This is a genomic window from Rhizobium sp. CG5, assembly GCF_023701945.1.
In the GTDB taxonomy this organism is placed as follows: Bacteria; Pseudomonadota; Alphaproteobacteria; order Rhizobiales; family Rhizobiaceae; genus Allorhizobium.
Map to the genome: position 1 here is coordinate 636,981 of NZ_JABAEF010000001.1, position 26,144 is coordinate 663,124.

General features: G+C 64.5%; 25 protein-coding genes. 15 read left to right on the forward strand and 10 right to left on the reverse strand.

The window, feature by feature from the left end; genetic code table 11:
* Positions 1-323: 323 nt before the first annotated feature.
* From bchF to HGO38_RS03165, 15 genes are all read left to right on the forward strand, one after another.
* Positions 324-863, forward strand: coding sequence for a 2-vinyl bacteriochlorophyllide hydratase (bchF, locus tag HGO38_RS03095; RefSeq protein ID WP_502941483.1), 540 nt, complete (start codon positions 324-326; stop codon positions 861-863).
* The gene (locus HGO38_RS03100; RefSeq protein WP_250954445.1) at positions 860-2,179 is read left to right on the forward strand and encodes a ferredoxin:protochlorophyllide reductase (ATP-dependent) subunit N; all 1,320 of its coding nucleotides are present in this window, start codon (positions 860-862) and stop codon (positions 2,177-2,179) included. The genes bchF and HGO38_RS03100 overlap by 4 nt, the downstream gene beginning before the upstream one ends.
* The gene (gene bchB, locus HGO38_RS03105; RefSeq protein WP_250954446.1) at positions 2,176-3,726 is read left to right on the forward strand and encodes a ferredoxin:protochlorophyllide reductase (ATP-dependent) subunit B; all 1,551 of its coding nucleotides are present in this window, start codon (positions 2,176-2,178) and stop codon (positions 3,724-3,726) included. Before HGO38_RS03100 ends, bchB begins: the two co-directional genes overlap by 4 nt.
* On the forward strand, positions 3,698-7,468 hold the full coding sequence (locus HGO38_RS03110) for a magnesium chelatase subunit H (protein ID WP_250954447.1): 3,771 nt from the start codon (positions 3,698-3,700) through the stop codon (positions 7,466-7,468). Before bchB ends, HGO38_RS03110 begins: the two co-directional genes overlap by 29 nt.
* Positions 7,465-8,394, forward strand: coding sequence for a ferredoxin:protochlorophyllide reductase (ATP-dependent) iron-sulfur ATP-binding protein (gene bchL, locus HGO38_RS03115; RefSeq protein ID WP_250954448.1), 930 nt, complete (start codon positions 7,465-7,467; stop codon positions 8,392-8,394). The genes HGO38_RS03110 and bchL overlap by 4 nt, the downstream gene beginning before the upstream one ends.
* 9 nt (positions 8,395-8,403) lie before the next feature.
* Positions 8,404-9,120, forward strand: a complete 717-nt coding sequence (bchM, locus tag HGO38_RS03120) for a magnesium protoporphyrin IX methyltransferase (RefSeq protein ID WP_250954449.1) — start codon at positions 8,404-8,406, stop codon at positions 9,118-9,120.
* Positions 9,117-10,556 (forward strand): BCD family MFS transporter, encoded by a 1,440-nt coding sequence (locus HGO38_RS03125; RefSeq protein ID WP_250954450.1) that lies wholly within the window; start codon positions 9,117-9,119, stop codon positions 10,554-10,556. Before bchM ends, HGO38_RS03125 begins: the two co-directional genes overlap by 4 nt.
* Positions 10,557-10,589: 33 nt before the next feature.
* Positions 10,590-11,375: a photosynthetic reaction center subunit H gene (puhA, locus tag HGO38_RS03130; RefSeq protein ID WP_250954451.1), complete on the forward strand. Its 786-nt coding sequence runs from the start codon at positions 10,590-10,592 to the stop codon at positions 11,373-11,375.
* Positions 11,372-12,043: a photosynthetic complex putative assembly protein PuhB gene (gene puhB / locus HGO38_RS03135; RefSeq protein ID WP_250954452.1), complete on the forward strand. Its 672-nt coding sequence runs from the start codon at positions 11,372-11,374 to the stop codon at positions 12,041-12,043. The genes puhA and puhB overlap by 4 nt, the downstream gene beginning before the upstream one ends.
* A 10-nt stretch (positions 12,044-12,053) precedes the next feature.
* A complete protein-coding gene (gene puhC, locus HGO38_RS03140) occupies positions 12,054-12,548 on the forward strand; it encodes a photosynthetic complex assembly protein PuhC (RefSeq protein WP_250954453.1) in 495 nt (164 codons plus the stop codon).
* Positions 12,545-12,850 carry an O2-dependent cyclase accessory protein gene (locus HGO38_RS03145; RefSeq protein WP_250954454.1) on the forward strand — a complete coding sequence of 102 codons (306 nt, stop codon included), beginning with the start codon at positions 12,545-12,547 and terminating at the stop codon, positions 12,848-12,850. The genes puhC and HGO38_RS03145 overlap by 4 nt, the downstream gene beginning before the upstream one ends.
* Entirely contained in the window at positions 12,847-13,956 is a 1,110-nt protein-coding gene (gene acsF, locus HGO38_RS03150) for a magnesium-protoporphyrin IX monomethyl ester (oxidative) cyclase (protein ID WP_502941484.1), read from the forward strand. The genes HGO38_RS03145 and acsF overlap by 4 nt, the downstream gene beginning before the upstream one ends.
* 10 nt (positions 13,957-13,966) lie before the next feature.
* Positions 13,967-14,854: a putative photosynthetic complex assembly protein PuhE gene (puhE, locus tag HGO38_RS03155; protein WP_250954455.1), complete on the forward strand. Its 888-nt coding sequence runs from the start codon at positions 13,967-13,969 to the stop codon at positions 14,852-14,854.
* Entirely contained in the window at positions 14,854-16,071 is a 1,218-nt protein-coding gene (hemA, locus tag HGO38_RS03160) for a 5-aminolevulinate synthase (RefSeq protein ID WP_250954456.1), read from the forward strand. The genes puhE and hemA overlap by 1 nt, the downstream gene beginning before the upstream one ends.
* A gap of 70 nt (positions 16,072-16,141) precedes the next feature.
* Positions 16,142-16,675, forward strand: a complete 534-nt coding sequence (locus HGO38_RS03165; RefSeq protein ID WP_250954457.1) for an isopentenyl-diphosphate Delta-isomerase — start codon at positions 16,142-16,144, stop codon at positions 16,673-16,675.
* Between the two features lie 450 nt (positions 16,676-17,125).
* Here HGO38_RS03165 and pufC read toward each other — a convergent pair whose 3' ends face one another.
* From pufC to bchC, 10 genes are all read right to left on the reverse strand, one after another.
* Positions 17,126-18,295 (reverse strand): photosynthetic reaction center cytochrome PufC, encoded by a 1,170-nt coding sequence (gene pufC / locus HGO38_RS03170; RefSeq protein ID WP_250954458.1) that lies wholly within the window; start codon positions 18,293-18,295, stop codon positions 17,126-17,128.
* Positions 18,292-19,269 carry a photosynthetic reaction center subunit M gene (pufM, locus tag HGO38_RS03175; protein WP_250954459.1) on the reverse strand — a complete coding sequence of 326 codons (978 nt, stop codon included), beginning with the start codon at positions 19,267-19,269 and terminating at the stop codon, positions 18,292-18,294. Before pufM ends, pufC begins: the two co-directional genes overlap by 4 nt.
* A 13-nt stretch (positions 19,270-19,282) precedes the next feature.
* Complete coding sequence (gene pufL / locus HGO38_RS03180) at positions 19,283-20,128, reverse strand: photosynthetic reaction center subunit L (protein WP_250954460.1); 846 nt, start codon at positions 20,126-20,128, stop codon at positions 19,283-19,285.
* Between the two features lie 117 nt (positions 20,129-20,245).
* Positions 20,246-20,443: a light-harvesting antenna LH1, alpha subunit gene (pufA, locus tag HGO38_RS03185; RefSeq protein ID WP_250954461.1), complete on the reverse strand. Its 198-nt coding sequence runs from the start codon at positions 20,441-20,443 to the stop codon at positions 20,246-20,248.
* A gap of 11 nt (positions 20,444-20,454) precedes the next feature.
* The gene (gene pufB, locus HGO38_RS03190; protein ID WP_250954462.1) at positions 20,455-20,676 is read right to left on the reverse strand and encodes a light-harvesting antenna LH1, beta subunit; all 222 of its coding nucleotides are present in this window, start codon (positions 20,674-20,676) and stop codon (positions 20,455-20,457) included.
* A 115-nt stretch (positions 20,677-20,791) separates the two neighbouring features.
* Positions 20,792-21,022: a hypothetical protein gene (locus HGO38_RS03195; protein WP_250954463.1), complete on the reverse strand. Its 231-nt coding sequence runs from the start codon at positions 21,020-21,022 to the stop codon at positions 20,792-20,794.
* Between the two features lie 44 nt (positions 21,023-21,066).
* The gene (gene bchZ, locus HGO38_RS03200) at positions 21,067-22,518 is read right to left on the reverse strand and encodes a chlorophyllide a reductase subunit Z (RefSeq protein WP_250954464.1); all 1,452 of its coding nucleotides are present in this window, start codon (positions 22,516-22,518) and stop codon (positions 21,067-21,069) included.
* Entirely contained in the window at positions 22,512-24,116 is a 1,605-nt protein-coding gene (gene bchY / locus HGO38_RS03205; protein ID WP_502941486.1) for a chlorophyllide a reductase subunit Y, read from the reverse strand. Before bchY ends, bchZ begins: the two co-directional genes overlap by 7 nt.
* Before the next feature lie 6 nt (positions 24,117-24,122).
* Positions 24,123-25,130, reverse strand: a complete 1,008-nt coding sequence (locus HGO38_RS03210; protein WP_250954465.1) for a chlorophyllide a reductase iron protein subunit X — start codon at positions 25,128-25,130, stop codon at positions 24,123-24,125.
* On the reverse strand, positions 25,127-26,065 hold the full coding sequence (bchC, locus tag HGO38_RS03215; RefSeq protein WP_250954466.1) for a chlorophyll synthesis pathway protein BchC: 939 nt from the start codon (positions 26,063-26,065) through the stop codon (positions 25,127-25,129). Before bchC ends, HGO38_RS03210 begins: the two co-directional genes overlap by 4 nt.
* Between the last annotated feature and the right edge of the window lie 79 nt (positions 26,066-26,144).

Sequence of the window (26,144 nt, forward strand, 5' to 3'; positions counted from 1 at the left end):
CGCGGGGCAAGTAATCCATTGGATTTAGGAGCGGTCAGCAGAATGCTCCCCGAAGAAGGGGGGCACGCTCTGCCATCAATCAAGGTTCTGTCCATTGCGCCCGCGCGGAAACGCCTCCCATCACCGACCTGAGCATTGCGGCGCGAAATGCTGCCGGGGCCATGCCGACCAGCGCATCTGCGAGCCCCTACAGCATGCCTAGACTGAAGGCAGATGTAAATAAATATTTACGTCAATCTATGTTGACACTTTTGAGATCGCGGGATTACTCTTTGCCATCCCGAGCAACCCTGCGGACGCATCCGGGAGAAGGATTGATCATGATGAGCAAGACCGAACAAGCCGCATCCGCCACCGTTCTCTACACGGAAGAAGAACGGCGCAGACGTGATCAAAGCGGCTGGACCCTGGTTCAGGGGATTTTGGCGCCGATCCAGTTTCTGGTCTTCCTGGCAAGCCTCGCCCTGATCCTGCGCTACCTGTGGACCGGGTTTGGCCTGGAGGCAGCCGAACTGTCCGTGGTCGTCAAGACACTGACGCTCTATACGATCATGGTCACCGGCTCGATCTGGGAAAAGCAGGTTTTCGGCTGCTATCTCTTCGCCCGGCCGTTCTTCTGGGAAGACGTCTTCTCCATGCTGGTGCTGGCGCTGCACACGGCCTATCTGGCAGCACTCTATGGGGGAACGCTGACATCTAGCCAGCTGATGCTGCTGGCACTCGCGGCCTATGCGACCTACATCGTCAATGCCGGCCAGTTCGTCTGGAAACTGCGCATGGCGCGGCTGGATGCGGCCATGCGCCAGGGCTCGCTCAGGCCCGACCGCGACCACGGCCTGGGTGCTGCGGGGAGCGCGTCATGAACCAGCCCCTGCCATCGGCCTGCGCTACTACCCTATCGGTCACCCCCTCCGCCACGATCCGCCAGCGCGGACAGCACGAGGTGTTCTGCGGCCTGACATCGATCATCTGGCTGCATCGCAAGGTGCAGGATGCCTTTTTCCTGGTGGTCGGCTCGCGCACCTGCGCCCACCTGATGCAGTCGGCCGCCGGCGTGATGATCTTTTCCGAGCCGCGTTTCGCCACGGCGATCATGGAGGAGCGCGATCTGGCCGGCATGGCCGACATGCATGACGAACTCGACCAGGTCGTCGCCCGCCTGCTGGAGCGCCGCCCCGATATCCGCATGCTGGTTCTGGTCGGCTCCTGTCCCTCGGAGGTCATCAAGTTCGATCTCACGCGCGCCGCTGGACGGCTGAACGCCCATTATGCGCCGCGCCGCCGGGTGATCGCCTATTCCGGCAGCGGCATCGAGACCACCTTCACCCAGGGCGAAGACAATTTCCTGGCCGCCCTGGTCGCAGACCAGACCACGGTGCCGGCCGCTCGCTCCGCTGCGAAACTCGTCGTTGCCGGCTGTCTCGCCGATGTCGTGGAGGACCAGTTTTCCCGCCTCTTTGCCGCCCTTGGCCTCCAAGACATCGTCTTCCTGCCGGGGCGCAAGGCCATTGACGGGCTGACCATCGGACCCGACACCCGCTATGTGCTGGCCCAGCCCTATCTCGGCGCCACGGCGACGGCGCTGGAAGCCCGCGGCGCGCAGCGCATCGATGCCATCTCCCCGCTCGGCGGGGAGGGCACGACCGCCTGGCTCGGCGCCATTGCCCATGCCTTCGGCGTTAATCCCGCCCGCCTCGAGAGCGTCATCGCCCAGCCGCGCAAGCGTGCCGAACAGGCCATGCAGCACTACCGCCCCTGGCTGGACGGCAAGCGGATCTTCCTCTTTCCCGATTCGCAGCTGGAGCCGTCGCTGGCGCGCTATCTGCACCAGGAGCTGGGCGCCGAAATCGTCGAGGTCGGCAGCCCCTACCTGCACCGCGAGCATATCGCGGGTGAACTGGCGCTTCTGCCGCCGGGGGTCGCGATTTCCGAGGGTCAGGACGTCGATGTCCAGATCGATCGCTGCCGCCAGGCGCAACCGGATCTGATCGTCTGCGGTCTTGGCCTCGCCAATCCCTTCGAGGCCGAAGGCCGCATCACCAAATGGTCGATCGAATTCGCCTTCACTCCGATCCAGGGTTTTGAGCAGGCCGGCGACCTCGCCGAACTCTTCGCCCGGCCGCTGGTGCGCCACCGCATGCTGACCGGCCGCAGCCGCCACCAGGAGGCCGCGCCATGAAGCTTTCCATGTGGACCTATGAGGGACCACCCCATGTCGGCGCAATGCGCATCGCCGCCTCCATGACGGGCGTTCACTACGTTCTGCATGCACCGCAGGGCGATACGTATGCCGATCTGCTGTTCACCATGATCGAGCGCCGGCCCTCGCGGCCACCGGTCACCTATACGACCTTTCAGGCCCGCGATCTCTCCGGCTCGACGGCCGATGTCTTCAAGACGGCCTGCCGCGATGCGGTGGCGCGCTTCCAGCCGCAGGCCTTGCTGGTCGGCGCGTCCTGCACGGCCGAGCTTCTGCAGGACGATCCGGGCGGACTTGCCCGCACGCTGGACGTTTCGGTGCCTGTCGTGCCGCTCGACCTACCGTCCTACCAGAAGAAGGAAAACTGGGGCGCTGGCGAAACCTTCTACCGGATGGTGCGCACCTTTGCCGGCCCGACGACCCGCCCAACCGATATCGCTGCCAATAGCTGCAATATCTTAGGCCCCACGTCGCTCGGTTTCCGCTGCCGCGACGACGTCACCGAGATCGTCCGGTTGCTGAGCGAGGAAGGGCTTGACGTTCGCGTCGTGGCGCCTCTGGGCGCAAGCCCGGCCGATCTCGCAAGGCTCACTGAGGCCGCCTTCAATATCGTGCTCTATCCGGAAATTGCCGATGCGGCCGCCCGCTGGCTGAAAAAAACCCATGGCATGCCCTTTGTCTCGACCATCCCGATCGGCATCGGCGCGACTGAGGATTTTATCGCCGAGGTTCGCGCGCTCGCCGGCCTGGCGCCTTCGGACGATGAAGCAACGCAGCGCTCCGGCCGCGACCGGCTGACCTGGTATGCCCGCTCGGTCGACAGCAATTACCTCACCAACAAGCGGGTCTTCATCTTCGGGGACGCCACCCATGCCATCGCTGCGGCGCGCATCGCCTCCCAGGAGCTGGGGCTGCGGGTCTGCGGGCTCGGCACCTATATGCGCGAATTTGCCCGCGAGCTGCGCGAAGCCGCGGCCGGCTACGGGGTCGATGCGCTGGTCAGCGACGATCACCTCGAGGTCGAGGCCGCCATTATCGCCGCCCGGCCGGAACTGGTGCTGGGCACGCAGATGGAGCGCCATATCGCCAAGCGCCTGCGGGTTCCCTGCGCCGTCATCTCGGCGCCGGTGCATGTCCAGGACTTTCCCGCCCGCTATTCGCCGCAGATGGGTTTTGAAGGCGCCAATGTGATCTTCGACAGCTGGGTCCATCCGCTGATGATGGGCCTGGAAGAGCACCTCCTGCAGATGTTCCGCGATGATTTCGAATTCAACGACGGTGCCGCCGCCTCGCATCTGCATCCCCATACCGCCGACGCGGTCGAGGACGCAGCGGCCGTTGTGGCCGCCGCAACGGAAGACGATACCGCCGTCTGGACCTTCGACGCCGAGAAGGAGCTGAAAAAGGTTCCCTTCTTCGTGCGCGGCAAGGCCCGCCGCAACACCGAACTCTTTGCCGCAACCAAGGGCATCCGCCCGATCACCGTGGAGACGCTGTATGACGCGAAAGCCCATTTCGCCCGCTGACAGCCCCCCGGTCCGGGTGGTGCTGGTGACGCTCGACAATCACATCGCCGCTGCGGTGGACGATGCCCGCCGCTCGCTTGCCCGCGACCTGCCGGGGCTGACGCTCTCGGTCCATGCCGCAACCGACTGGGCCGAGAACCCGGCGAGCCTTGCCGCCTGCCGCACCGCCATTCTCAGCGGCGATATCGTCATCGTCTCGATGATTTTTGTCGAGGAACATGTGAAGGCGATCGCCGACGCGCTGGAGACGCGCCACCGCGACTGCGACGCCATGGTGTGCTGCATGTCGGCCGGCACCATCATGAAATATACCAGCATGGGCCGCTTCCGCATGAGCGGGGAGCAGAAGGGACCGCTGGCGCTGTTGAAGAAGCTGCGCGGTTCCAGTTCGCGCGGCGGCCGCGACAGTGGCAAGACCGCCGGCGAGCGCCAGCTGGCCATGCTGCGCCGCCTGCCGCAGCTGCTGCGCTTCATTCCGGGCACCGCCCAGGACGTGCGCAACTATTTCCTGACGCTGCAATACCGCATCGCCGCCTCCGACGAGAACATCGCCAATATGGTGCGGTTGCTGGTCGGCAAATATGCCAGCGGTGACCGCAAAGGTCTGCAGGGCAGGATCACGGTCGGCAACCCCGTCGAGTATCCCGAGGTCGGGCTCTATCATCCGCGCCTCAAGCCCCGCGTCACCACCCAGATCAGGTCCCTGCCGCAGATCGCCGGAGCGCGCGGTACCATCGGCCTGCTGCTGCTGCGCACCTATATCCTGTCCGGCGATACCGGCCATTACGACCGCGTGATCTCGGCGCTCGAAACACGCGGCTATAGTGTCGTGCCGGTGTTTTGCAGCGGGCTCGACATGCGCCCGGCCATCGCCCGCTACATGGATGCGACCGCAGGCGGCGTGACGGTCGACGCGCTCTGCTCGCTCACCGGTTTCTCGCTGGTCGGCGGCCCGGCCTATAGCGATGCCCATGCCGCTGCCCGCACGCTGGGTGAGCTCGACGTGCCCTATCTCTCGGCCTTCGTCACCGAATTCCAGTCCCGCGACGCCTGGCAGGCGTCGTCTCAAGGCCTGACGCCGATCGAGACGACGCTGATGGTGGCGATCCCGGAACTCGACGGCGCCACGGGCTCGATGGTCATCGGCGGTCGCTCGGATTGCGCAGGCCAGGCCAAACCCTGCATCTGCGCGCGCGAACTGGGGCAATGTCCTGCCGGCCGCGCCTGCATGCAGCCCGACGACGAGCGTGTCGATCTGCTGGCCGACCGTCTTGCCGCCCTGGTCGCCCTGCGCCGCAGCCCCCGCCACGAGCGCCGGATCGCCGTCACCCTCTTCAACTATCCGCCCAATAGCGGCAGCATCGGCACGGCGGCCTTCCTGTCGGTGTTCGAAAGCCTCTACGAAACCATGAAGCGGCTGTCGGCCGAGGGCTATGACATTGCCGTGCCGAAGAGCGTCGATGCCCTGCGCGAGATGATCCTGGAGGGCAATGCCCCCCTGCATGGCACCGAGGCCAATGTGCACACGGTCATCGCAACCAACGACCATGTCCGGCGCGAGCGCCATCTGGACGACATCGAGGCCCATTGGGGTCCGGCGCCTGGGCGTGTGCTCAGCAATGGTCGCGGCATCTTCGTGCTGGGACACCAGTTCGGCAAGCTGCTGGTCGGCATCCAGCCGCCTTTCGGCTACGAGGGCGACCCGATGCGCCTGCTGTTTGAGCGCGGCTTTGCCCCCAACCACGCCTTTTCAGCCTATTATACCTATCTGCGCGAAGGTTTCCGCGCCGATGCGGTCCTGCATTTCGGCACCCATGGGGCGCTCGAATTCATGCCCGGCAAGCAGACCGGCCTGTCCGGCACCTGCTGGCCGGATCGCATCCTGCAAGGATTGCCGAACTTCTACTTCTATGCCGCCAACAACCCGGCCGAGGGATCGATCGCCAAGCGCCGCTCGGCAGCGACGCTGATCTCCTACCTGACCCCGGCGATCACCCAGGCGGGTCTTTACAAGGGGCTGAGCGAGCTGAAGGCAAGCCTCGACCGCTACCGCGCCGCCCTGCCGGACGCAATCACTGAGCGCGAGCGCCTGATCGCGCTGATCCGCGTCCAGGCGCAGCAGCTCGACCTTGCGCCCGATGGCGACAATGCGAGCGACGGCCTGTTCGTTCAGGATCTGGTCGGCGCGGTCACCGAACTGGAATACACGCTGATCCCCCATGGTCTGCACATCGCCGGCCGGGGCATGGACCGCGCCGAGCGGCTTGACATGCTGGGCCATGTCGCCGCCGGCATGGAGGGTTCGGCACTGCGCGACAATCCCGCGCTGGTCGCTGCGATCGTCGACCAGGACGACAAGGCGATCGCCACATATCTTGCCGGGGCCGATCAGGCCCAACGTGATGGTGTCGCCCTGTTGTCGGCCATGAACAAGGGCCTGATGGACAATGAGGAACTGGACGGCCTGGTGAAGGCGCTGGATGGACGTTTCATCCTGCCGTCGCCCTCCGGCGACCTGTTGCGCACGCCCGAACTGCTGCCGACCGGCCGCAATATCCATGGTTTCGATCCCTTCGGCATCCCGAGCGCCTTTGCCGTCCAGGATGGCGAACGCCAGGCCGCGCGGGTGCTGGAGCGCTACATGAAGATCGACGGCCGGCTGCCGGAAACCGTCGCCGTCGTGCTGTGGGGCACCGACAACCTGAAGACCGGCGGCGCGCCGCTGGCCCAGGCCATGGCCCTGATGGGCGCGCGCCCGAAGCTCGACTTCTACAACCGCGTCTGCGGCGCGACCCTGATCCCGCTTGCCGAGCTGAAGCGCCCGCGCATCGACGCCGTGATGACGCTGTCGGGCATCTTCCGCGATCTGCTGCCGATCCAGGCCAGCATGCTGGCCGAGGCGAGCTATCTGGCAGCCACCGCCGACGAGCCTATATCGATGAACTTCATCCGCAAGCATGCGCTGGCCTATAGCGAAAGCCATGGCTGCGACATCGAGGCCGCCGCCTACCGGGTGTTCTCCAATGCCGACGGGGCCTATGGCGCCAATGTCAACATGCTGGTTGCCTCGTCTTCGTGGTCGGACGACGAGGAGATCGCCGACACCTATACCAGCCGCAAGAGCTTCGCGATCAACCGCAAGGGCAAGACCAGCCACCAGGCCGAGGTTCTCGATGCCGTGCTCGGCGAGGTCGACATGGCCTACCAGAACCTGGAATCCGTCGAGATCGGCGTGACGACGATCGAGAACTATTTCGACACGCTGGGCGGTCTCACCAAGGCTGTCCTGCGCGCCAAGGGCGAAACCGCGCTGCCGGTCTTCATCTCCGACCAGACGCAGGGCGAGGGCAAGGTGCGCACGCTCGGCGAACAGGTGGCGCTGGAGACCCGCACCCGCACGCTCAATCCCAAATGGTTCGAGGGCATGCTGAAACATGGCTACGAGGGCGTGCGCAATATCGAGACGCAGGTGACCAACACGCTCGGCTGGTCGGCGACCACGGGCGGCGTCGAGCCCTGGGTTTACCAGCAGATGGCCGAGACCTTCATGCTCGACCCGCAGATGCGCGACCGGCTGTCCAATCTCAATCCCGCCTCCACATCGCGGGTCGCGGCCCGTCTCATGGAGGCCCATGAACGCAATTACTGGCAGCCCGATGCCGAAACCCTCGCCGCCCTCAGGCTGGCCGGAGAGGAACTGGAAGACCGTCTCGAAGGCCTGTTCACGGAGGCTGCCCAATGAATATCTTCACCCATGCCAAGTCAGTGGAACGCGAGGCCCGCACCGCCGAGACGCTGCGCCGGCGCGCCGACGGGGAGGGCAGTGTCCAGGTCCATCTCGACCCGACCATGGACATCGACGGCGCCAAGGTGTTTGCGATCTATGGCAAGGGTGGCATCGGCAAGTCCACCACCTCGTCCAACCTGTCGGTCGCTTTCTCGATGATCGGCAAGCGGGTGCTGCAGATCGGCTGCGACCCGAAGCATGATTCCACCTTCACGCTCACCAAAAGCCTGATCCCGACCGTCATCGACGTGCTGGAAACGGTCGATTTCCACACCGAGGAGCTGCGCCCGGAAGATTATATGGTCGAGGGCTATAATGGCGTGCAGTGCATCGAAGCGGGCGGTCCGCCGGCCGGCACCGGTTGCGGCGGCTATGTGGTCGGCCAGACGGTCAAGTTGCTCAAAGAACATCACCTGCTCGACGACACCGATGTGGTGATCTTCGACGTGCTCGGCGATGTCGTCTGCGGCGGCTTTGCCTCGCCGCTGCAGCATGCCGAACGCGCCGTGGTGGTGGCCGCCAACGATTTCGATTCCATCTTCGCCATGAACCGCATCGTCGCCGCGATCAAGGCCAAGGCCAAAAACTACGAGGTGCGGCTGGGCGGGGTGATCGCCAACCGCTCGCGCGAGACCGACCAGATCGACCGCTACAACGCGGCGATCGGGCTTAAGCGTCTCGCCCATGTGCCCGACAGCGACTTTGTGCGCCTGAGCCGCCTGAAGAAGAGCACGCTTTTCGAGATGGGCGACAGCCCGGAGATCCTGGCGATCCAGAAGGAATATCTGCAGCTGGCCGAGCGGTTGTGGGCGGGAACGCCGGCGCTCCATGCCGAACCCATGAAGGACCGGGACATTTTCGAATTTCTCGGTTTCGAGTGAGGGCACCCGATGAGCCAGACCGACTACATCAGACGAACAGGCGAGATCGAACATTATTTCGATCGCACGGCGCTCGATGCCTGGAAGAAGCTCACCGGCGACCAGCCGGTCGGCGGCATCCGCGCCACGGTGCGCAAGGGCCGCGATGCCATGCGCCGCACGCTCGTCGACTGGTTGCCGCAGGATCTGACCGGCTGGCGCATCCTGGATGCCGGCTGCGGCTCCGGCGTGCTGTCGCTGGACCTGATGGAGCGCGGCGCTGACGTGCTGGGCATCGACCTCTCGGCCCAGATGGTGGCCTTTGCCCGCCAGCGGGCCTTCGAGCGCCATCCGCCCGGCAGCCCGCGTCTGGGGTCGGTGCGCTTCGAAAGCGGCGACATGCTCGATCCGCGCCATGGCCGTTTCGATGCGATCGTCGCGATGGACGTGCTGATCCACTACAAGGCCGCGGATGCGACACGCGTCATCGAACAGATGGCTGGCCGCACTGCGCGCAGGCTGGTCTTCACGCTCGCCCCCGGGTCGCGTCTGTTGCGCACCATGCTGGCCGCCGGCCGCGCCTTTCCGCGCGGCAATCGCTCTCCGGCGATCTATCCTGTCGATGCGCAGGCCCTGGTCGCCAATCTGGTGGCCAAGCCGGATATGGCGTCCTGGTCGCTCGGCCGCACCCAGCGGATCGCGGTCGGCTTCTACACCTCCCAGGCCATGGAGGTGACGCGCTCATGAGGATCCAGGCCGCAAACCGCAAGATGATCGGGCTCTGGCAGAAGCTGGGCACGCGGTTCCTGCCGTTTGCCGATGCGGCAAGCGCCGACATGCCATTGTCACGGCTGCTGCGGCTGTCGATGTTCCAGATCGCCGTCGGTTGCGTCCTGGTGCTGCTCAACGGCACGCTGAACCGGGTTCTGATCGTCGAGCTTGGCGTGCGGGTGGATCTCGTCTCGGCCGTCATCGCCATTCCTGTTCTGGCCGCGCCGCTCCGTCTGTTCTTCGGCTATCGCTCCGACACCTACCGCTCCGTGCTGGGATGGCGCCGCGTGCCCTATATCTGGCTGGGTGCCCTGCTGCAGTTCGGCGGGCTGGCGATCATGCCGTTTGCTCTTCTGCTTCTGCAGTCGCAGACGCTTGGTCCCGAATGGGCCGGTGCGGCAGGCGCCTGCCTTGCCTTCATCCTGACTGGCTTCGGCATGCACATGATGCAGACGGCGGGTCTGGCGCTTGCCAGCGACCTGGTGCCGGCCGACAAGCGGCCGCGGGTGGTGGCGCTGCTCTATGTCATGCTGCTGGCCGGCATGATCGGCGCCTCGGCCTTCTACAGCGTCGCGCTGGTCGACTTTTCCGCCAAGCAGCTCATCCAGGTGATCCAGGGCACGGCGCTGTTCACCATCGCCATCACCGTGATCGCGATCTGGAAGCAGGAAGGGCGCAATCCCCGACTGACCTCAGTGTATCGCAATCCCATCGGCTTCCTCGACGCGCTCGAGACCTATCGCAGCGATCCCGGCACCCTGCGCCTGCTGCTGGCCGTCGCCATCGGCTCGGCCGCCTTTTCCATGCAGGATGTGCTGCTGGAACCCTATGGCGGCGAGATTCTCGGCATGTCGGTCGGTCGCACCACGCTGTTGACCGGCCTTTGGGCGGCCGGAACCATGGCCGGTTTTGCCTGGGCGGCTCATAGCCTGCAGCGCGGCGGCGAGATGTACCGGATCGCCGCGCGCGGCATCCTGATCGGCGTTGTCGCCTTCTCCTGCGTGATCCTGGCTGAGCCGCTTGGCCTGCATTCCCTGTTTTATGCCGGCGCTGCCGGCGTCGGCCTCGGCGGCGGATTGTTTGCCGTCGGCACCATGCTCGGCGCCATGGCGATTTCCAGCCGGTCCGACAGCGGCATCGTCGTCGGCGCCTGGGGTGCTGTGCAGGCAACGGCGATCGGCGGCAGCCTGCTTCTGGCCGGGGTCTTGAAGAGCGGGGTCAATTCGCTGGCGCTCAGCGGCAGTCTCGGTGAGGCCATGGTCAGCACGGCCTCCGGCTATCTCGTCGTCTACACGTTCGAAATCGTGCTTCTGTTTATCTGCCTGGCGGTCCTCGGCCCCCTGACGGGGCGACGTTACCAGGGCAGCAACCATAATGACATGCGTTTTGGACTGGCGGAGATGCCCGGCTGACCGCCGGCACCGCCATCAACTGGAGGGACAAACATGACCGGATCTCTCGGCGGCAATCTCGACGTGGCGCAGGTGGTGCTCTACGCTTTCTGGATCTTCTTTGCCGGCCTCGTCTGGTATCTGCGGAAGGAAGACCGGCGCGAGGGCTATCCGCTCGAGGAGGACGTCTCAGGCCGCTACAACAAGCATCCCTTCCTGTTCGTGCCACCGAAGAAGACCTTCGTCCTGCCCCACGGACAGGGCATCAAGCAGGTGCCCGACTTCGTGCGCGATACGCGCCCGCTGGCGGCCCGCCGCATCGCACCGGCGCCCGGTTATCCGATCGAGCCGCTCGGCAATCCGCTTTTGGCGGGGATCGGTCCCGGCTCCTGGGCCGAGCGCGCCGAAAAGCCCGACACGACCGCCCATGGCGATGCCCGCATCGTGCCGATGCGCATTGCCGAGGGGTTTGCGATTGCCGAGGGCCAGATCGACCCGCGCGGACTGGTCGTGGTCGGCTGCGACCGCAAGCCGGCCGGCACGGTCAGCGATGTCTGGGTCGACCGTTCCGAGCATCTGATCCGCTATTACGAGGTGTCCATCGGTGCGGCCGACACAGTGCGCACGGTCCTGGTGCCCAATAATTTCGTGGTGGTGCAGACCGGCCGCGGCGGCATTCGCCAGCTCTATGTCCATGCGATCACCTCGGAGCAATTCGCCGATGTTCCGGCGACCGCGAAGCCCGAGACGGTGACGCTGCGCGAGGAAGACAGGATCATGGCCTATTTCGGCGCCGGCCTGCTCTATGCCCTGCGCGAACGGCAGGAGTCGCTGCTATGAAACAGTTCGTCATCCGAGAACACGAGATCGAGCCCGTGGCCGGCCTGCCCGGCGAATTGCCGGCCGGGGAAGTGATCATCTGGCAGGGCCGGCCCTTGGCGCGGCTGGTGGCGCGCCACAGCCTGAAAAGCCTGTGGATCGGCGGCTATTTCCTGATCCTGGCCATATGGGCTGCGGCATCCGGCCTGTCCGACGGCCAGCCTCTCGGCGGCATCGCCTTTTCCATCGCCGTGCTGACCGGGCTCGGCGCCATCGTGCTGGGCATGATCGAGCTTTTCGCCTGGGGCCTGGAGCGCACCACGCTCTATACGATCACCAGCGAACGGGTGGTGATGCGCTTCGGCGTGGCGCTGTCGATGAGCCTGAACCTGCCCTTCAGCCAGATCAACGCGGTGGCGCTTGGCAATCTGGGCGGCAAGGCGGGCACGATCGCGCTGGCCTTGCGCGAAGGTCACCGCCTGTCGTGGATGTTGCAATGGCCGCATGTGCGCGGCTGGCGTTTTGCGGCGCCCGAGCCGAGCCTGATCTGCCTGGCCGATGCCGAGGCCGTCAGCGACATCCTGGCGCTGGCCTATGCCCGCCATGCGACGATGCATGCCGGCTATGGGCGGCTGATCGCCAGCAACACGTCAACTCAAGCGATCCCCCAGATCGCGGCTGCCGAATAGGAGAGGGACGATGCGCTCCGCACTCAGCCTGGGTTATCTGGACAGCCGCAAGGGCAAGGCAACCAACCGTTTCCCCATGGGCATCATTTTGGCGGCCGTCGCCTTGCTGGTCTTTTCCGCCGGTGCTGTCGTCTTCGGTCAGGCAACCGGCATCGGTCTGGTCAAGCAGCAGGCCGGGCAACCGGTCGCCGTGCGCGACGTCATCCTTTCCCGCGGCTCCGGCGATACCGTCATCGTCACCGATGTCGCGACAGGCGCGGTGATTGCGGCCTATCCGAAAGATGCCGGCGGCTTCGTGCGCGGCTCGTTGCGCGCCTTCGAGCGCATGCGCCAGATCGCCGCCGTGCCCCGCGACGCGGCCTATCGGATCATCAAATGGGATACCGGCCGCGTCAGCCTGTCCGACACGGCGACCGGAGAACGCCTCTATCTCGAGGCGTTCGGCCGGGACAATGCGGCCGCATTCGCCGCCCTGCTCGATCATCAAGGAGGAAACCGCCCATGAATCCCGTCTTCACCCTGATGCGCCGACGCGAAGTCGTCGACTGCACCGTCGAAATCAACAACACCTTCGAGGCGCTCGGCGCGCATCTGCGCTTCGACAACGGCGTCATCGTGCATCCCGGCGACGAGGTCCTGGTGCATGGCGCGCCGGTGTCGATCCCCTATGGCTCGACCCAGAATTTCCGGCGCAAGGCGACCATCACGCGGGCCGGGGCACTGGAACGCGCCTGGACCCGCGCCACCGGCGATCTCGACATGATGGAATTGTGCGAATTCAGCTTCACCGAGAGGGCACTGTCATGAACAATCATGTTTCCCCCAGCCATCTGACCGGCCGCGAACAGACGGTCGAGGAGCGCATGGCCGGCGTCAACGATACGACCCGCAGCGCGCTGGTCTCAACCATGCTGACGCCGCGCTTCTACACCACCGATTTCGAAGAGATGGACAAGATCGACGTCGAACCGGTACGGGCCGAATGGGACGTGCTGATCGCCCAGATGAAGAGCGACCCCAACCGTGGCCATTTCAAGCGCAACGAAGACTGGGACGATATCGACATCAATGCGCTGCCGGACGATCTGCGCGAGGAGTTTACCGATTTCCTGGTCTCCTCGCTGACCTCGGAATTCTCGGGCTGCGTGCTCTACAAGGAGATGAAGCGGCGCGGCACCAACCAGGAGATCTGCGAGCTGTTCGGCTATATGAGCCGCGACGAGTCCCGCCATGCCGGCTTCATCAACGATGCGCTGAAGGATTTCGGCATCGGCGTGAACATGGGCTTTCTGGCCAAGGCCAAGAAATACACCTTCTTCAAGCCGAAGTTCATCTACTACGCCACCTATCTCTCGGAAAAGATCGGCTATGCCCGCTACATCACCATCTTCCGGCATCTGGAAAAGCACCCCGAACAGCGGTTCCACCCGATCTTCAAGTGGTTCCGCCAATGGTGCAATGACGAGTTCTCCCATGGCGAGGCCTTCTCGCTGATCATCCGCTCCGACAAGCGGCTGATGGAAGGGCTCAACAAGTACTGGATCAAGTTCTTCCTGCTGGCGGTCTTCGCCACCATGTATGTGCGCGACCACATGCGGCCCGCCTTCCACAAGGCGCTGGGCGTCGATATCGATGACTACGACATGCGCGTGTTCCGGCTGACGTCCGAGATTTCAAGGCAGTGCTTCCCGCTGGTGCTGGATCTCGACCATCCGGCGCTGCGGGACGGTTTCCGCCGCATGGAGCGCATCAATCGCAAAATGCAGGCGGCCAATGCGCGAGGCGGACTTGCAGGGCGTCTGGCCAAGAGCTGGTGGACGGCGGCGGCAACGGTGAATTTCGTGCGGATGTACATGATCCCGGCAAAGTCCAACGCCATTCCCGCCACGTCCCGTCTGCAGCCGGTCTGGTAAGGAGGGGGCCATGACGCTCACGCACCCGCTCGCCGTCGTCTTCGTCGCCATCGCCGTATGGTGGCTTTCGACCGGCCTGGTGCTGGCCATGGTCAATCGCGCGGCTCAGGGCAGCCGCGGGCTCGTGCTGATGGCCGTCATGACGGTCATCGGCGCCGGCGGCTTTGCGCTGATGCTGTCTGGAGCCGCTGAGCGGACCCCGCTCGGCTCCTATGCCGGTTTCTTCGGGGCGCTTCTCGTCTGGGCCTGGCACGAGGCGGCTTTTCTCACCGGCCTGTTGACCGGGCGGCGGGGCGACTGCCCGCCAGGACTCACGGGTCTCGCCCGGTTCAGGGCCGCCTGGGCGGCGGTTCGTGACCACGAAATTGCCATCCTCGTCACCGCACTGGCGCTGTGGCTGGCCTTGTCGGATGGGCAAAACCTGTTCGGGCTTGCCGCCTTCGGCCTGCTCTGGGGCATGCGCATATCGGCCAAGCTGTTGATTTTCTTAGGCGCGCCCCACGCTGTCAGCGATCTGATGCCCAGGGGTATCGCCCATCTGAAAACCTATTTCCGCACCGATCGGACGACACCTTTGTTTCCGATCCTGCTGGCCTGCGCTGCCGGTGTCTTTGCCATTCTGGTGATCGGCGCGGTCAGGGCGACCGACGATCATTCGGTCGTCGGCCAGACATTGCTCGCCACGTTCATGGCGCTCGCCATAATCGAACATCTCATTCTCGTCCTTCCCGTCTCGGACACGGCGCTGTGGCGCTGGGCGACGACGCGTCAGGATGCAGGCAAACTGGCCCCGCGCCCTCCGTCGGACGGCATCGCGGCTATTCAAGGGGGGCCACCGGCAACGCTTCAAGCGTCATGGGCCGTCGGGCACGACACGATCGGGAAGAGGAAAGACTGATGGACATTCTCCAGCATATGGAAGCCGAAATCGCAGGACTGCACACGGCCGGCAATTACCGGGTTTTTGCAGACCTGGAACGTCATTGTTCGGCCTTCCCCAAGGCCGCATTCCACCATGCGGACGGGCCGGTTCGCGATGTGACTGTCTGGTGTTCCAACGACTATCTCGGCATGGGCCAGAATCCCATCGTTACTGAGCGCATGATCGAGGTCGTGCGCAAATGCGGGGCAGGGGCGGGCGGAACCCGCAACATCTCCGGCACCAACCATTATCACGTGCTCTTGGAGCGGGAACTCGCCGATCTGCATGCCAAGGAGGGCGCGCTGCTCTTCACCTCGGGCTATGTCTCGAACTGGGCGGCGCTCGGCACGCTGCTGGCGAAGATCCCCGGCATCATCTGCTATTCAGATTCCCTCAACCACGCCTCGATGATCGAGGGCATCCGCCATTCGCGCTGTATCAAGCGCCAGTTCCGCCATAACGATTACCGCCACCTGCGCGAGTTGATGGCCGCCGACGATCCGGCCGCACCCAAGCTCGTCGCCTTCGAGAGCGTCTATTCCATGGACGGCGACATCTCCCCGATCCGCGAGATCTGCGACGTGGCCGACGAATTCGGTGCCATGACCTATCTCGACGAGGTGCATGCCGTGGGCATGTATGGCCCGCGCGGCGGCGGTGTCGCCGAGCGCGAGGGCCTGATGCACCGGCTGACGGTGATCGAGGGCACGCTGGGCAAGGCCTTTGGCGTCATGGGCGGCTATATCACCGGGCCGGCCGTCCTGGTTGATTTCGTGCGCTCCTTTTCGTCGGGCTTCATCTTCACGACTGCCATTCCGCCGGCCCTTGCCGCGGGTGCCACGGCATCGATCCGCCACCTGAAGGCAAGCAGCTTCGAGCGCCAACAGCACCAGGCAGCCGTTGCCAGGGTCAGGCGTGCGCTCGATAAGCGCGGCATCCCGCATATGCACAATCCCAGCCATATCGTTCCCGTCATGGTCGGCAATGCCTCGAAGTGCAAATGGATTTCCGATATCCTGCTCCACGATTTCGGCATCTATGTGCAGCCGATCAATTATCCGACGGTGCCTGTCGGCAAGGAAAGGTTGCGCATTACCCCGACGCCGCTGCATACCGAGGCGGACATCCAGCATCTTGCCGATGCGCTGTCTTCTCTCTGGTCGCAATGCGCGCTGGCACGGGCGGTTGCGTAAGCGGGGCGCAGGACCCGATCTGCAGCCCCTCACCGGTCAGCCCTGAAGCAATGCACGCAGGAGAGTGGTCATGAGCGAGGCTATCGAAATTCCGGCTATCGCCGGCGACGGTTCGCTTTATCCCGTCGACAAGATGCAGGCCCATGTCGACGGGCTCCTGCATCTCGCCGTATCGGTCTTCGTGTTCGACGGCGCGTTTCTGCTGATCCAGAAACGCGCCGCGACGAAATATCATTGCGCCGGCCAATGGGCCAATACCTGCTGCACCCATCCGCATTGGGGCGAAAGCGTCGAGCATTGCGCCGGCCGGCGCCTGAACGAGGAACTCGGCTTCACCTTATCCCTGACCCGTCACCAGACCGTGGAATATTCAGCCGATGTCGGGTCGGGCCTGCGCGAGCACGAGCGCGTGACCCTGTTCAGTGGCCAGGTCGATCGCCACACACTCACAATCCGTCCGGTCGAGCGTGAAGTCGAAGCCGTGCGCTGGATATCGCTGCGGCAGTTGCGGCAGGATGTCCTCGATCGTCCCGAAGAATTCACCCCCTGGCTGCGCATCTACCTGCAGCGCTTCCCCGGTCTCAGTTTTGCTCAGGCCGCCTGAGGGTGCGAGACCGGCCGACCACAGGGCACCAGGAGGAAAAAGGGTGATCCCGCAAGCCCCTCCCGGTTGTTGAAAAGCAGCGCGTACTTTCGCGACGTCCTCCTCGCCCTTGTGACGAGAATGTTCTGACGTCCATAAATCATACGGTTTCCGCTTGATCGGCTCCGCTCTAGGTCGCAGCCCCTCATCCCCCTGCCGGCACCTTCTCCCCGCAAGCGTGGAGAAGGAGGAATGCCGCAGCGTTTCCGTTCCCTCGCCCCGCTTGCGGGGAGAGGGTCAGGGTGAGGGGCGGGGCCGGGAATGGAAGTTGATCAAACGGAAACTGTATCAGACGTTTGCAGATGCTCCAGACAAGCCCTGATATGACGAATGACGGATGGGTACGATTTGACCCCCACAGAAAAGCGGCGGATCGCTCCGCCGCATTCTGTGCCTCGCCTTGGCAGACTGTCACTTGCTGGCCGGTGCGACCGGCAGCAGCGGGGCGGCCGCCGCCTGCTGGTTGTGGGCGGGGGGCGCGGCGCTGCTGGTCTGGCCGGCAGGGGTCATGCGCTGCGTCGTTCCGGGCTGGTAGGTGCTGAAGTCTGGAACCTCGGTCGGGCCCTTCTTGCCCAGGGCATCGAGATAGTCCTGCAGCATCGAGACGCCATCGAGCGGCTTCTGGACGCCGGCATGGCAGGTGGCGCAACCCACCTTGAAGACATCGCCTTGCGGCCCCTTGCGATGGTCAGGGAAGATCGGCGTCAGCCCGACCAGGTAATTGGCGTTGATATCGCGGGCCATGCGGATGCCGTGCCATGCGGTCACGCGCTGCGGCGGGCTCTGATCCCAATCGTTGAAGGCGCGCGAGTTGTGGCAGGTCACGCAGTTGACGCCAAGCGATTCCGACATATGCATCATCAGCGACCAGGTCGCTTCCGTTTCCTTCGTGCCGGCCGGGTTTGTGCCGGTCGGAAGGGCGGTCGTCGAATGGACGCGGATCTGCTTGTCCCCGAGCAGATAGTCTTTCAGCACATTCTGGGGCAGCGAGGACTTGCCGCCGAAATTCGCCACCACATTCTGGCCCTGGCGGTTCTGCGTCATATTGCCGGCCGGCTTCGGCTCCAGGTCCTCATACCAGGTGTTGGTCGGGATCGCCTGGCCGCGGTGACAGGTATAGCAGGTGGCGCCAACCGCTCCGACATGGGGTTGCCAATCGACGTTGATCGCCTGGGTCATCTGGATCATCCGGCGGGCGACGACCTTCTGGTAGATTTCGTCGGAGGCCATGTTTTCCGGATTGTGGCAATAGTTGCAGCCGGCTTCGGGCGCGATCCATTCGGTGATCGAGGCCATGAACTGGTTGAACTGGTCGTCGGACAGATCGCCCAGGATCTGGACGTTCTCATAGAGATCGCGAGCCTTGTCGCCGGCCGGATCGGCCTGCCAGGGGGCAGGCGGCACGACATTGGCGGTTTTCAGGGCCTCCTGCTTCTCGACGTCGCGATAGAGCACCATGCCGGTGCCGCGAGCGCCGATCTGTGTGCCCTCGACCGGCGGAGCATCCCAGCCGGCGCCGACGAAGCTGGCGATCGTCAGCAGGGCTCCGGCAGAGGCGGCGAATGGAATCCAGAGTTTCATTGTCCTGCTCCTGATTGCGCCGGATCGACCACGTCCGGCCACAAGGTCGGCAATGGAGACACGAGTCCGTGGTTGACACCCCAGAGATACCAGTTGTCGACGACCGTGCCGGTCAGCAGGATGCCGATGCCGCCTGTCAAGGGGGTGAGAATGGCAAACCACCAGGCCCAGCGATGCACGGATTCCATGGTGGCGTTGAAGCCCATGGTCCAGCGCCAGAACAGGGCAGCCCGTTCAGAGGCGGTGCCGCGGTCGGTGATCTGTTCCAGCTCGCGCTCGCCGCCATATTTGCCCACGGCCAGGATGGTCGCGCCATGCATGGCAAAGAGCAGCACCGAGCCGTAGAGGAAGACGATCGAGAGGCAGTGGAACGGGTTGTAGTAGAGGTTGCCGTAGCGGATCGACAAGGCAGCCGTCCAGTCGAGATGGGGGAAGATGCCGAAGGGCACGGCTTCTGAAAAATTGCCCATCAGCAGCGGCCGGATGAAACCGAGCACCAGCATCAGCCAGATCGCCGATGCAAAGGCCCAGGCAACATGGGTGCCCATTTCCAGCTGCCGGGCGCGGCGATAGATCCGGACCCACCAGAGAAGCACGGAGGTTGTCATGAAAAAACCGGCCATCAGCCACCATCCGCCTTCGGCCAGCGGCGGCAGGACCGTGATCCCGTATTTGGCCGGCGGCGGCTCAAGGCCGAGCCAGAACAGCTGCCGGACGAACTGGATCGGATCCCAGCCCACCGAGGCGAACATGTTCAGCCCGATGATCTCGAAGGCGATGAAGCCGAAGACCAGCGACAGCGTGCCGAGATAGCCGAGATAGATCGGCCCGATCTGGGCATTGCCGATCATGCCGAACAGCCGCACGTAAAATGGTTCGCCGGTGCGTCTGCTGTCGCCGCGCGGCAGCGGCATGCCTGCTTCAACGGGCCCGGTGATCTGGATCGGCGTGATGATGTTTTGATATTGTGCCATGGTCCGGTCCCCCTCAGCTCCAGATCGGCAGCTCGAGCCACCAGTTCCACCACTGGGGCCAGCCTTGGTTCCAAAAGGGTCCGCTGATCACGATGCAGACGGCGCTCCAGAAACCGGCATTGAGGGCCAGGATCAGGCCCAGCCGATGGATGCCGAGCGTGCCGATCGAATAACCGATGATGTCGCGGAAAAATGTGTCTTCATATTCCGGTGTCTTGACCTCGGCCTGCTTGCCGGGCTCGTCGAGCGAGGCGCCGGGATTGGCGGCCGACAGGATCAGGCCGCCATGCAGCGCCAGCGCCAGCGTCGTCGTGAAGAAGAACGACACGGCGATCATATGGGCGGGATTGTAGTGGAAGTGCAGATATTGGTAGCCGACATTCGACACCCAGTCGAGGTGACTGAAGATGCCATAGGGAAAGCCGGCGCCCCAGGCGCCGAGCAGCAGCGGCCGGATGACGACAAGGGTCGTATAGGCAAAGATCGCCACGGAAAAGGCAAAGGGCACGTGATAGCCGATGCCGAGCTTGCGGCAGATTTCGACTTCCCGCAGCGCCCAGGAGATGAAGGCGCCGAGCGCGCACACGGTGATGATCTGCCACAGCCCGCCCTGCTTGAGCGGTGCCAACGCCAGGCCATAGGACAGGTCCGGTGGCGCGATGGAAATCTGCCAGATGTTCCAGGTCGGCCCGATGGAGGCCCCATAGACGATGAGCGCGGTGCCCAGCGTGGCGAAAAAGGCGGTGGTGACGCCGAAGAAGCCGACATAGAAGGGTCCGACCCAGAAGTCGAACAGATCGCCGCCGATCAGTGTTCCGCCGCGCACGCGATATTTGCGTTCAAAACTCAGCAGTGCCATTTGCGTATCCTCGAGATGGTCAGCCGGTTGGCGATGTCCGTTCGTAAAAATATGTTCGTAAGGCATTGGCGGCGGGCGAGACCGGCTGACCGGCCACGCCCGCTGCCGACTTGAGCGTCAGCCGACGAGCCGCTGATCCGCGTCCCATGAGAGGGAGTGTTCGATCGCGCTGGTCTTGAGGGGCTTGCCCTCGAGCCAGTTGAATCGATCCGTGCTCAACAGGATGAAGTGGATCAGAATGGCGAGCGTAAACAGGAACACAGACAGTGCGACCAGCGCCTTGCGCGGATCGAACATGAGCCAGATTCTCCACATGTGCGCTCTCCCTATGCCAACATCGGCAGAAGCGCTTGAGCCGTCTGGTTGATGTGCTCCAGGGAGACATAACCTTCTGGCCCCGGGATCCAGGGACGCCACATCCACACCAGGATATGCGCGACGATCGCAATCGCCGTGAATATCAAGAAGCCTTGGATGAACAATCCGTGGAACTCGCGAGCTTCGCTTTCGGTCAGACCCGAAAGTGAAACGCTTGATGTTTCAGCCATCAAACTCACCTCCTAGTCTCGAACACCGCGGCACCCCCGCGGCGGGGTTCCGGCAAGGCCCGTTGAAGGACCCAACCGGGGTATTGTCGGTGTCGAGAACACCGGCAAACGGGGGTCACGCGTGAAACGCGTAACCGACGGCTGCATAGGCCGACGAACGGGCCTCGGCGAACACGGACTGGTCGGGCCGGCTCGCGTGACTGTCGAACTGGATGGCGATCCGGTGGCCGGTCGCCGCGATCAGGCAGAGCGGATAGGAGATCAGGAAGAGCTGGCGCATCAGGGCGCGCTCCGACTTGCGATCCCGCTCGGCATCTGTCGTCTCGTGGGTGGTCATCTCATGCATGGTGTCACCTCCTCGCCGCCTCCGGGCGGCCATGAATATCGTCTTCAGGCGTAGGCTCCCGTCAGCCTGGCCGCGCCTTCCACATGGCGCGCGGCCACTTCCGCGGCATTGTCGCGCCGGGCCTCCCGCTCGGCGGCGTCGCGCAGGCGCTTGGCGGCCGAGATGCGCACCAGCACCGGTTCGGCACTGACGCGCAGTTCGAGCTGCGCCTGGGCGTCCGCCGCCCAGGGCAATTCGCCGCTGCGGCGCGTGGTGGTGGGTTCGATGGCATCGAGTTCGCCAGCCTTCGGCAGGATATCGAACAGCATGTCGAACAGGGCGTTGCAGACTTCCTGGATCAGCCAGGCGGCGCCCGAATAGCCCATGACCGGCGTTCCGGTATGGCGGCGCACGATGGCGCCGGGATAGGACAGCTGGATGAACTTGCCGCGCTGGCCGCGCTCGCCCATGTACATGCGCTCGTTGAACGAGCCGAACAGGATCATCGGCGGCTTGCCGGCGACCAGGTCCTGCACCGCGTGATTGTCGGTCTTGGCGCCGGGCTTGCGCGGCACGGCGAAGGTGCAGGGCAGGCCCATCTCCTCCTCCAGGAAATTGCGCAGGCCGCGCGTATAGGTCTCGTTGGCGACCACGGCGAAGCTGGCCGTGGCGAAGAAATCCTGGGTGACCGAGCGCCACAGGTCCCAGAGCGGCTTCAGCGTCGTATGCTTTTCCCGTGTGATGAAGGGCTCCGGATCGAGCCCCAGCATCTCGCCAAGCGACCGCAGGAAGGCGGTCGTCGAATGGATGCCGATCGGCGCCTGCAGATAGGGTCGGTCGAGCGCCTCGCACAGAAGGCGGCCGAATTCGCGGTAAAGGCAGATATTGGCATCGGCATCGGCAAGCTTGCGAACGTCCTCGATATGGCTACCGAGCGGGAAGACCATGTTGATCTCGGCACCGATGCCTTCGACGAGGCGGCGGATTTCCGCAAGGTCGGAGGGCATATTGTAGGTGCCGTAGATCGGGCCGATGATGTTGACCCGGGGCCTGGCGCCGTCAGGACGCCGGCGCGGGGCAGGCACCTTGCCGCCCTTCGGGCCGAATTCGGTCCACAGCCATTTCAGCCCCCGGTCGGCACTTTGCCACTGGTCTTCGTCGATGGTGCGGGGCAGGAAGCGGACGATGTTGGAGCCTTCCGGCGTCACGCCGCCGCCGATCATCTCGGCGATCGAGCCGGTGACGACCACCGCCGGCAGGTCGGGATCGAGCGCCAGACGCGCCCGCTTCATCGCTCCCTCGGTGCCGTGCTGGCCCAGCTCGTCTTCCGACAGGCCGCTGACCACGATCGGCAATTCATGGGGCGGCAGCGCGTCGGTGTAATGCAGGACGGAGGTCACCGGCAGGTTCTCGCAGCCGACAGGGCCGTCGATGATCACCTGCAGGCCCTTGATCGCGGTGAAGGCATAGACGCTGCCCCAGTAGCCGCCGGCTCTGTCGTGGTCGAGGATCAGCATCCGACGCTCTCCCCGTTGTCGACGGCATTGCGCGACTGCTTGACCTTGGCGGCGTATTTCTTGCGATAGGCGCTGCGGTCGGCTGGCACGTCCTGCCAGATGCCGGCCGTATCGCCGCTGCCGACACCCTCGAAGAAGGCGTTCATCGCCAGGAACCGGTCCTTGTTGGCGATGGCGGCATTGATGACGGACGGCAGCGAACCGGGACCGGCCGGCCCCATCAGCGGGCGGGCGGAAATCAGGTTGGTGAAATAGAGCGCCGGCGTCGCCGCCTCCTTGGCCTTCTGCACGACCGGCGTGGTGCCGATGGCAAGATCCGGCCGAAACTCCCTGAGGGCGGCAAGGTCCTGCTCGAGCGAGGCCCTAAAGCGCACGATCACGCCATGGGCGGCAAGCCAGTCGGCATCGTCGCTGTTATAGGGCGTGCGCGGACAGGCCGTGCCGACATAGCGCAGGTCTGCGCCCAGTTCGACCAGCAGCCGGCCGACGATCAACTCGGAGCCTTCATAGCCCGACAGGGTGATGCGCCCCTTGATGGGGTTGGCGGCGAGCCCGGCGGATATGGCGCCGCGCATGGCATTGCGGCTGAGGTCGATCAGCGCCTGCGGCACGTTGCAGTTCCGGCCGATGGCCCGGAGCCAGGCATCGGTGCCTTCAAGGCCGATCGGCGCGGAGCCGGTGATGCTGCGGCCGGCGGCGGTGAATTCGCGGAAGGTCGCCGTGTAGAACGGGTGGATCGCCGCAACGGTGGCGCAGTCCAGTGCGGCATAGAGATCGCGCCATTCGCGCACCGGAATGGTCGGTCCGACGGCAAGCCCCATCGGCTCCAGCATGCCGCCGATGACGACCGGATCGACCGGAAACATCTCGCCGACCAGCGTCACGGTCGGCTTGTCCTTGAGCCCGCTGCGCGGCCGCTGCACGGGGCCGGCTTCCGCCTCCTGGCGGGCATAGGACAGCATGGCGCCCGCCAGCACGTCCTTGGCCTCGGCATGGGTGGGCACCCCGAAGCCCGGCACGTCGATGCCGACGATGCGCACGCCGTCGATGTCGCGCGGCAGCATTTTCAGCGGAACGCCCGATGCGGTGGGGACGCACAGATTGGTGACGATCAGCGCGTCGTATTTCTCCGGATCGGCCATCAGATGCACGGCCTCGACGATATCCTCGTAAAGCTTGCCGGTGACCAACGTTTCCGAGCTGAACGGCACATAGCCGACCGAGCGCTTGGCGCCGTAGAAATGTGAGGTGAAGGTCAGCCCATAGACGCAGCAGGCCGAGCCCGACAGGATCGTGCCGACCCGGCGCATGCGCAACCCGACGCGCAGCGAGCCGAAGGCCGGGCACATGGATTGCGGCTGGTCGTGGGGACCCTTCGGATAATCGGCTTCGAAACGGTCCATCAGCTCGCCCTGGCCGGCGGCGCGGGCGGCGGCCTTGGACAGCTCCGCGCCCCCATGGCAGCCGATCGCCGAGGCGCTGTCGACGGCATCCGAAGGCATGGCCGCTTCTGCCGCAGCCGCGCTCAATCCGCCTGCGTCGTCCGGCTCGAAATCCTTGCGCTCGAAATCCTTGTGAAGCTCATCCATGGCGGCCATCCGATCTCAAACGTTGTCGTAGACGACTTCCAGCGACGGCCGTTTCAGCGCGCCCGTGGCGCACATGTCTTCCGGCAGGGCTGGTTGCAGCTTGTAATCGGCGCCGGTCTCGCTGGCATCGAACAGGCCGAGCAGGCCATCCTGGTCGAGCGGCTTTGGCAGGATCGGCGGGGCCTCGGCCAGATTGATCGACAGGGCTTCGAACAGCGATCCCCAATGGCTGTCATGGGTGCCGATGATCTGGTAATTGGCGCTCTTGCGGCGGATGTCGTCGTCCTGCGGGATCGAGGCGAGAACCGGAATGCCGACCGCCTCGGCGAAGGCCTGGGCCTCGCCCGTGCCGTCGTCCTTGTTGATGACGAGGCCGGCCACGCCGACATTGCCACCGAGATTGCGGAAATACTTGACCGCCGAGCAGACATTGTTGGCCACGTAAAGCGATTGCAGATCGTTGGAGCCGACCACGACGACCTTCTGGCACATGTCGCGGGCGATCGGCAGTCCAAAGCCGCCGCAGACCACGTCGCCGAGGAAATCGAGCAGGATGAAATCGAAGTCCCAGTCGTGGAAGCCGAGCTTTTCCAGCGTTTCGAAACCATGGATGATGCCGCGTCCGCCGCAGCCGCGGCCGACTTCGGGGCCGCCCAGTTCCATGGCGAAGACGCCGTCGCGCTTGAAGCAGACATCGGAGATCGAAATCTCCTGGCCGGCTTCCTTGCGGCGCGAGGCCGTCTGGATGATGGTCGGGCAGGCACGGCCGCCAAACAGCAGCGACGTGGTGTCGCTCTTCGGGTCGCAGCCGATCAAGAGCACCTTCTTGCCGAGCTGGGCCAACATGTAGGAGAGATTGGCGAGCGTAAAACTCTTGCCGATGCCGCCCTTGCCATAGATGGCGATGATCTGGGTTTCCTTGGTCACCTTGCCGATCACCGGCGCATCGGGCTCGATGGCGGCTTCCTCGCGCAGATTGTCCTGCAGGCGCTCCAGGCCGTCCTGGGTCAGGTCGAGGCTCATGCGGCTTTCCTCCAGTCGATGATCATTTTCAGGCAGTCGAGGTCTTCGAAGGCGGTGCGATAGGCTGACGGCACGTCTTGAGGCGATGCCCGATGGGTCACGAGACCCTTCAGCGACAGGCGCCCGGCCTCGACCAGGGCGATCACCTCGGCGACGTCCTGCGGGCGAAATTCGGCAGCAATCGTAAGTGTCAGCTCGCGCATGAAGGCCGGCGCGAAGGCATAGCCGAGACGCTCGCCGTAGAAGCCGGCCAGCACCAGCTCGCCCGGACGCTGCAGATGCTCGACAATGCTGTCGATCACGGTGGCATTGCCGCTGGCGTCGATCGCCGTGCCATAGCGGCCGTCGCGATCGTCCTGCGGGTCGATGACCGCATAGCCGCATCCACCATCCCGGCGGGCCGCGGCCACTTCCCAGACAACGGGGGCGGCGAAATCAAGCGCGATGACGATGCGGGCGATCAACCGCCCGAGCACGCCATGGCCGACGACGAGACCCACCGGGCCATGGGCGCGGCGCACTGCATGAAGGGCGGTTGCAGCGAGCGCCAGCAGTACGGCATCCTCGCCAATGGCGGCGCCGACTTCAAAGACCCGAGCCCCCGGCACGATCAGCCTCGATGCCGAAGCGCCGAACAGACCGGCCGCCCCGGCAAAGCAGTTGGCGCCGGGCACGAAGACGGTGGCGCCGACCCGGTGGCCCGAGTGTGGTCCGGCCTCAATGACGCGGGCCACCGATTCGTAGCCTGGGACCAGCGGATAGCCCATACCCGGAAAGCTCGGCATGGTGCCCTGGAACAGCATCTTTTCCGTGCCGGTAGATATGCCGCTGGCAAGGGTTTCGACCACCAGGTCCTTGTCGCCGAGAGGGCAAAGCGCCAGCTGCCTGATGGCAACCTCGCCCGGTCTCTCAAATATGACAGCTGCTGCGTCCATCCGCGGTGCCTCCCAGCACAGGATCTACCGATCCATTGAGTGTCATAATAAATTGACACATTAAAGTGTCAATCAATAT

What these genes read in the sequence shown, in the direction of transcription:
- puhC (WP_250954453.1), top strand. Translation starts at nt 12,054, where the DNA reads ATGCGCTCCGCACTCAGCCTGGGTTATCTGGACAGCCGCAAGGGCAAG.
- bchM (WP_250954449.1), top strand. Translation starts at nt 8,404, where the DNA reads ATGAGCCAGACCGACTACATCAGACGAACAGGCGAGATCGAACATTAT.
- puhB (WP_250954452.1), top strand. Translation starts at nt 11,372, where the DNA reads ATGAAACAGTTCGTCATCCGAGAACACGAGATCGAGCCCGTGGCCGGC.
- pufC (WP_250954458.1), bottom strand. Translation starts at nt 18,295, where the DNA reads ATGAAACTCTGGATTCCATTCGCCGCCTCTGCCGGAGCCCTGCTGACG.
- bchZ (WP_250954464.1), bottom strand. Translation starts at nt 22,518, where the DNA reads ATGCTGATCCTCGACCACGACAGAGCCGGCGGCTACTGGGGCAGCGTC.
- HGO38_RS03210 (WP_250954465.1), bottom strand. Translation starts at nt 25,130, where the DNA reads ATGAGCCTCGACCTGACCCAGGACGGCCTGGAGCGCCTGCAGGACAAT.
- HGO38_RS03125 (WP_250954450.1), top strand. Translation starts at nt 9,117, where the DNA reads ATGAGGATCCAGGCCGCAAACCGCAAGATGATCGGGCTCTGGCAGAAG.
- bchB (WP_250954446.1), top strand. Translation starts at nt 2,176, where the DNA reads ATGAAGCTTTCCATGTGGACCTATGAGGGACCACCCCATGTCGGCGCA.
- pufM (WP_250954459.1), bottom strand. Translation starts at nt 19,269, where the DNA reads ATGGCACAATATCAAAACATCATCACGCCGATCCAGATCACCGGGCCC.
- pufB (WP_250954462.1), bottom strand. Translation starts at nt 20,676, where the DNA reads ATGGCTGAAACATCAAGCGTTTCACTTTCGGGTCTGACCGAAAGCGAA.
- bchF (WP_502941483.1), top strand. Translation starts at nt 324, where the DNA reads ATGAGCAAGACCGAACAAGCCGCATCCGCCACCGTTCTCTACACGGAA.
- pufA (WP_250954461.1), bottom strand. Translation starts at nt 20,443, where the DNA reads ATGTGGAGAATCTGGCTCATGTTCGATCCGCGCAAGGCGCTGGTCGCA.
- puhA (WP_250954451.1), top strand. Translation starts at nt 10,590, where the DNA reads ATGACCGGATCTCTCGGCGGCAATCTCGACGTGGCGCAGGTGGTGCTC.
- HGO38_RS03100 (WP_250954445.1), top strand. Translation starts at nt 860, where the DNA reads ATGAACCAGCCCCTGCCATCGGCCTGCGCTACTACCCTATCGGTCACC.
- puhE (WP_250954455.1), top strand. Translation starts at nt 13,967, where the DNA reads ATGACGCTCACGCACCCGCTCGCCGTCGTCTTCGTCGCCATCGCCGTA.
- bchL (WP_250954448.1), top strand. Translation starts at nt 7,465, where the DNA reads ATGAATATCTTCACCCATGCCAAGTCAGTGGAACGCGAGGCCCGCACC.
- HGO38_RS03195 (WP_250954463.1), bottom strand. Translation starts at nt 21,022, where the DNA reads ATGCATGAGATGACCACCCACGAGACGACAGATGCCGAGCGGGATCGC.
- HGO38_RS03110 (WP_250954447.1), top strand. Translation starts at nt 3,698, where the DNA reads ATGACGCGAAAGCCCATTTCGCCCGCTGACAGCCCCCCGGTCCGGGTG.
- pufL (WP_250954460.1), bottom strand. Translation starts at nt 20,128, where the DNA reads ATGGCACTGCTGAGTTTTGAACGCAAATATCGCGTGCGCGGCGGAACA.
- acsF (WP_502941484.1), top strand. Translation starts at nt 12,847, where the DNA reads ATGAACAATCATGTTTCCCCCAGCCATCTGACCGGCCGCGAACAGACG.
- bchC (WP_250954466.1), bottom strand. Translation starts at nt 26,065, where the DNA reads ATGGACGCAGCAGCTGTCATATTTGAGAGACCGGGCGAGGTTGCCATC.
- HGO38_RS03165 (WP_250954457.1), top strand. Translation starts at nt 16,142, where the DNA reads ATGAGCGAGGCTATCGAAATTCCGGCTATCGCCGGCGACGGTTCGCTT.
- HGO38_RS03145 (WP_250954454.1), top strand. Translation starts at nt 12,545, where the DNA reads ATGAATCCCGTCTTCACCCTGATGCGCCGACGCGAAGTCGTCGACTGC.
- bchY (WP_502941486.1), bottom strand. Translation starts at nt 24,116, where the DNA reads ATGGCCGCCATGGATGAGCTTCACAAGGATTTCGAGCGCAAGGATTTC.
- hemA (WP_250954456.1), top strand. Translation starts at nt 14,854, where the DNA reads ATGGACATTCTCCAGCATATGGAAGCCGAAATCGCAGGACTGCACACG.